At 65.8% G+C, this 2,868-nt stretch carries 4 protein-coding genes; 3 read left to right on the top strand and 1 reads right to left on the bottom strand.

Annotation, left to right across the window (positions count from 1 at the left end):
• Positions 1-131 precede the first annotated feature (131 nt).
• Together ACTOWL_RS37705 and ACTOWL_RS37710 are read left to right on the top strand one after the other, a co-directional pair.
• Positions 132-704 carry a hypothetical protein gene (locus ACTOWL_RS37705; RefSeq protein WP_441326436.1) on the top strand — a complete coding sequence of 191 codons (573 nt, stop codon included), beginning with the start codon at positions 132-134 and terminating at the stop codon, positions 702-704.
• A 214-nt stretch (positions 705-918) separates the two neighbouring features.
• Positions 919-1,404, top strand: coding sequence for a MarR family winged helix-turn-helix transcriptional regulator (locus ACTOWL_RS37710; protein WP_441326437.1), 486 nt, complete (start codon positions 919-921; stop codon positions 1,402-1,404).
• A 1-nt stretch (position 1,405) separates the two neighbouring features.
• Here the strand turns inward: ACTOWL_RS37710 and ACTOWL_RS37715 are convergent, their stop codons facing one another.
• Positions 1,406-1,816, bottom strand: coding sequence for a DUF2000 family protein (locus ACTOWL_RS37715; RefSeq protein WP_441326438.1), 411 nt, complete (start codon positions 1,814-1,816; stop codon positions 1,406-1,408).
• Between the two features lie 100 nt (positions 1,817-1,916).
• On the opposite strand from ACTOWL_RS37715, the gene ACTOWL_RS37720 reads away from it, so the two are divergent.
• Positions 1,917-2,741, top strand: a complete 825-nt coding sequence (locus ACTOWL_RS37720) for an AraC family ligand binding domain-containing protein (RefSeq protein ID WP_441326439.1) — start codon at positions 1,917-1,919, stop codon at positions 2,739-2,741.
• Positions 2,742-2,868: the final 127 nt, after the last annotated feature.

Consider the following 2,868-nt stretch of genomic DNA (forward strand, 5'->3'; position numbering starts at 1 on the left):
GGCTTGACCCGGGCATCCAGAGGATCTCGACATCTTCTGGATGCCCGGGTCAAGCCCGGCAATGACAGATTATAATGATATGACATCAAGTTAATAAATTTGTGTATTCTATTGAAATGAGGATGATCTAAATGTCGGTGGAAGTCGTTGTGTCTCTGATAATGTCGATATTTTCTTTGTCTATTTCGGGCGTAACGGCGTGGCTGACGCTGTTTCGGCGTGGGCGCCTCGCCATGACAAAGCCGAGCCTCGCATTCTTTGGCTTCGATGCGGTTCCGAAGCCGACCGCGAAAATTTTTCTTCGAACCCTTCTATACAGCACGGCGGTTCGCGGCCAGGTAATAGAGGCAATGTTTGCCAAGCTGCAGCATGAGGGAAGCGAACAGGTTTTCAGCTTCTGGGGATATGGTGAGACCAATCAGCTTGCGCCCGGCAGCGGGCTATATGTCGGGCAGACCGGTATCGCCGCAAATCACCACTTTATTCTATCAGTGCATCAACCAGACTATGAGTTTATTCCTGGTGATTACTCAATCGAGGTGTTTTCTCGATTGGTCGGAAGAGAGAGCCCTATCCGATTGATCAAGTTTGAGTTGTCACTATCAAGAGAGCATGCGGACATTCTGGCCCGACATGGTGGCGTTCTGTTTGAGCTGAATCCAGACGGCGGCGGATATCTCGGGCATGTCTCAGAGCGCGGGTGACGCGCTCCGCGATCGTGGTGGTCATGGATCCTCCCTTCGTCCTTTGGTCGCTTGATCCGGCCATCTGCGGTGCGCCGGACTTGCCGCGGCCGCGCCCTCGCGTATGGTCGGACATTCCGTCGGCCGCGCGCTTCCACGCGGCGGGCGGCTGACTTGAACGGAAGCCAATCTTGTTTCATATGAAACGAATGTCAAGCGGGCGGGGAGGCCGGCGATGCGGGACCAGGCGGTGCGGGCGGAGTTCGATCTCGAGGCGTTCCTGCCCTATGAGCTGTCGGTGGTCAGCAACCGGGTCAGCCGCACCTTCGCCCGGCGCTATGCCGATGCCTTCGGGCTCAGCATCCCGGAATGGCGGGTGATGGCGATGGTCGGCCGTTACGCGCCCTTGTCGTCGAACCAGATCTGCGAGCGCACGGCGATGGACAAGGCCAAGGTCAGCCGGGCGGTCAGCCGGCTGATCGCGGCCGGCTATCTCAGCCGCGGCACCCACCCGGCCGACCAGCGGCTGATCCAGCTCGACTTCACCGCCGCCGGCCGCCGGGTCTATGACGCCATCGTGCCGCTGGCGCAGGAGATCGAGGCCGAGCTGATGGCCGCCTTCGAACTGGGCGAGCGCGAGGTGCTGCGCCGCCTGCTGCGCAAGCTCGACGCCCGCGTCTCCAGCCTCGGCACGCCGGCGGATGCGGCCGGGGAGGATTAGGTCACGGGTGCAGCGACAGGCCCTTCAGCACGCGGTCGACATCCTTGCGGTCCTCATGCATGGCGAAGCCGACCAGGTCCAGCGCCTCGCCCGGCACGGCCTTGACCGCGGCGCGGTTGGCCTCGTCATAGCCGGTGGCGAAGAGGTCGGCGGTGTAGATCGCGATCCGCAGGTTGCGGGCCAGCGCCCTCGCATGCGCCGCCTTCAGCGCCTCGGCCGAGCCGGCGAAGACCAGCACCGGCTGGCGGAACATCGGCAGGTACAGGTTGCCCGACCCGTCCTGGTAGGGTTCGCCGATCAGTTCCGGCCGGGTACCGGCGAGGCCGGCGACGGTGAAGGCGGTGACGTTCAGCTTCTGCCACACCGGCAGATCCTCGCGCAGGGCGACGGCGATCTTGGTGTCGAACCGCATATGTCCTCCTGGTGATCGGGGAACATTAGGGGCGGGCCCGCCGCCCGGCTTGTACGATCGTGCTGTGGCGGCGCCCCCGGGCGCGGCCTAAGATGTAGCCATGGACAGCGGTGAATGGGTCACGGTGGGGCTGGACCGGCGCTTCGGCGTCGAGCGGTTCCGCGCCCATTTCACCGCCCATTGCTACGAGCGGCACGCGCACGAGACCTACGCCATCGGCCTGACCGAGGCGGGATCGCAGAGCTTCCACTGCCGCGGCGGCACACACCGCACCCGGCCGGGATCGGTCATCACCTTCAACCCGGCCGAGATCCATGACGGCCACGCCACCGACGCCGAGGGCTTCCTGTACCGGATGCTCTACGTCGCACCGGAGACGGTCGCGGCCGTGCTCGACGATGCCGGTATCCGCCCGCCCTGGGCGTTGGCCTTTCCCAACATCCTGTCCGAGGACCCGGTCCTCGCGCGGCTGATCGCCCGCACCGTCGACGCCTTCGCCGAGCCGGGGACGACGTTGGCGCGGTCCGAGGCGCTGGCGGCGATGGTGGTCGGGCTGGCCCAGCGCCAGGCCGGGGCACCGGCGCCCGAGCTGTCCCGGCCCGCCGATGCGGCGCTGGCGCGGGTGCGCGACCATCTGCACGCCCGTCTCGGCGACGACGTCACCGCCGACGACCTCGCCGCCGTAGCGGGGTTGAGCCGTTTTCACATGTCCCGCGCCTTCACCCGCCGCTACGGCGCGGCGCCGGCGACCTATCTGCGCTGGATCCGGCTGGAACAGGCCAAGCGGATGCTGGCGGCGGGCGAGGCCCCGGCCCAGGTGGCGGCGGCCACCGGCTTCACCGACCAGGCGCATCTGACCCGCCGCTTCAAGGGCGCCTATGGCGTCACCCCGGCACGGTTCCAGAAGGCGGCGCGAGCGGCTTAGCCTGGATATCTCACACTTGGCCGGGGGGAGGAGGAGGTTGCCGCGGGATAGCCGGGGTTATTGAGGAGGTCGCACGGCCAGGGCCGCGGGAGCGGCTGGCTGGGGTTCGACGGTGTTTCGGTGCTGT

This window comes from Inquilinus sp. CA228 (assembly GCF_052078665.1).
GTDB lineage: Bacteria > Pseudomonadota > Alphaproteobacteria > DSM-16000 > Inquilinaceae > Inquilinus.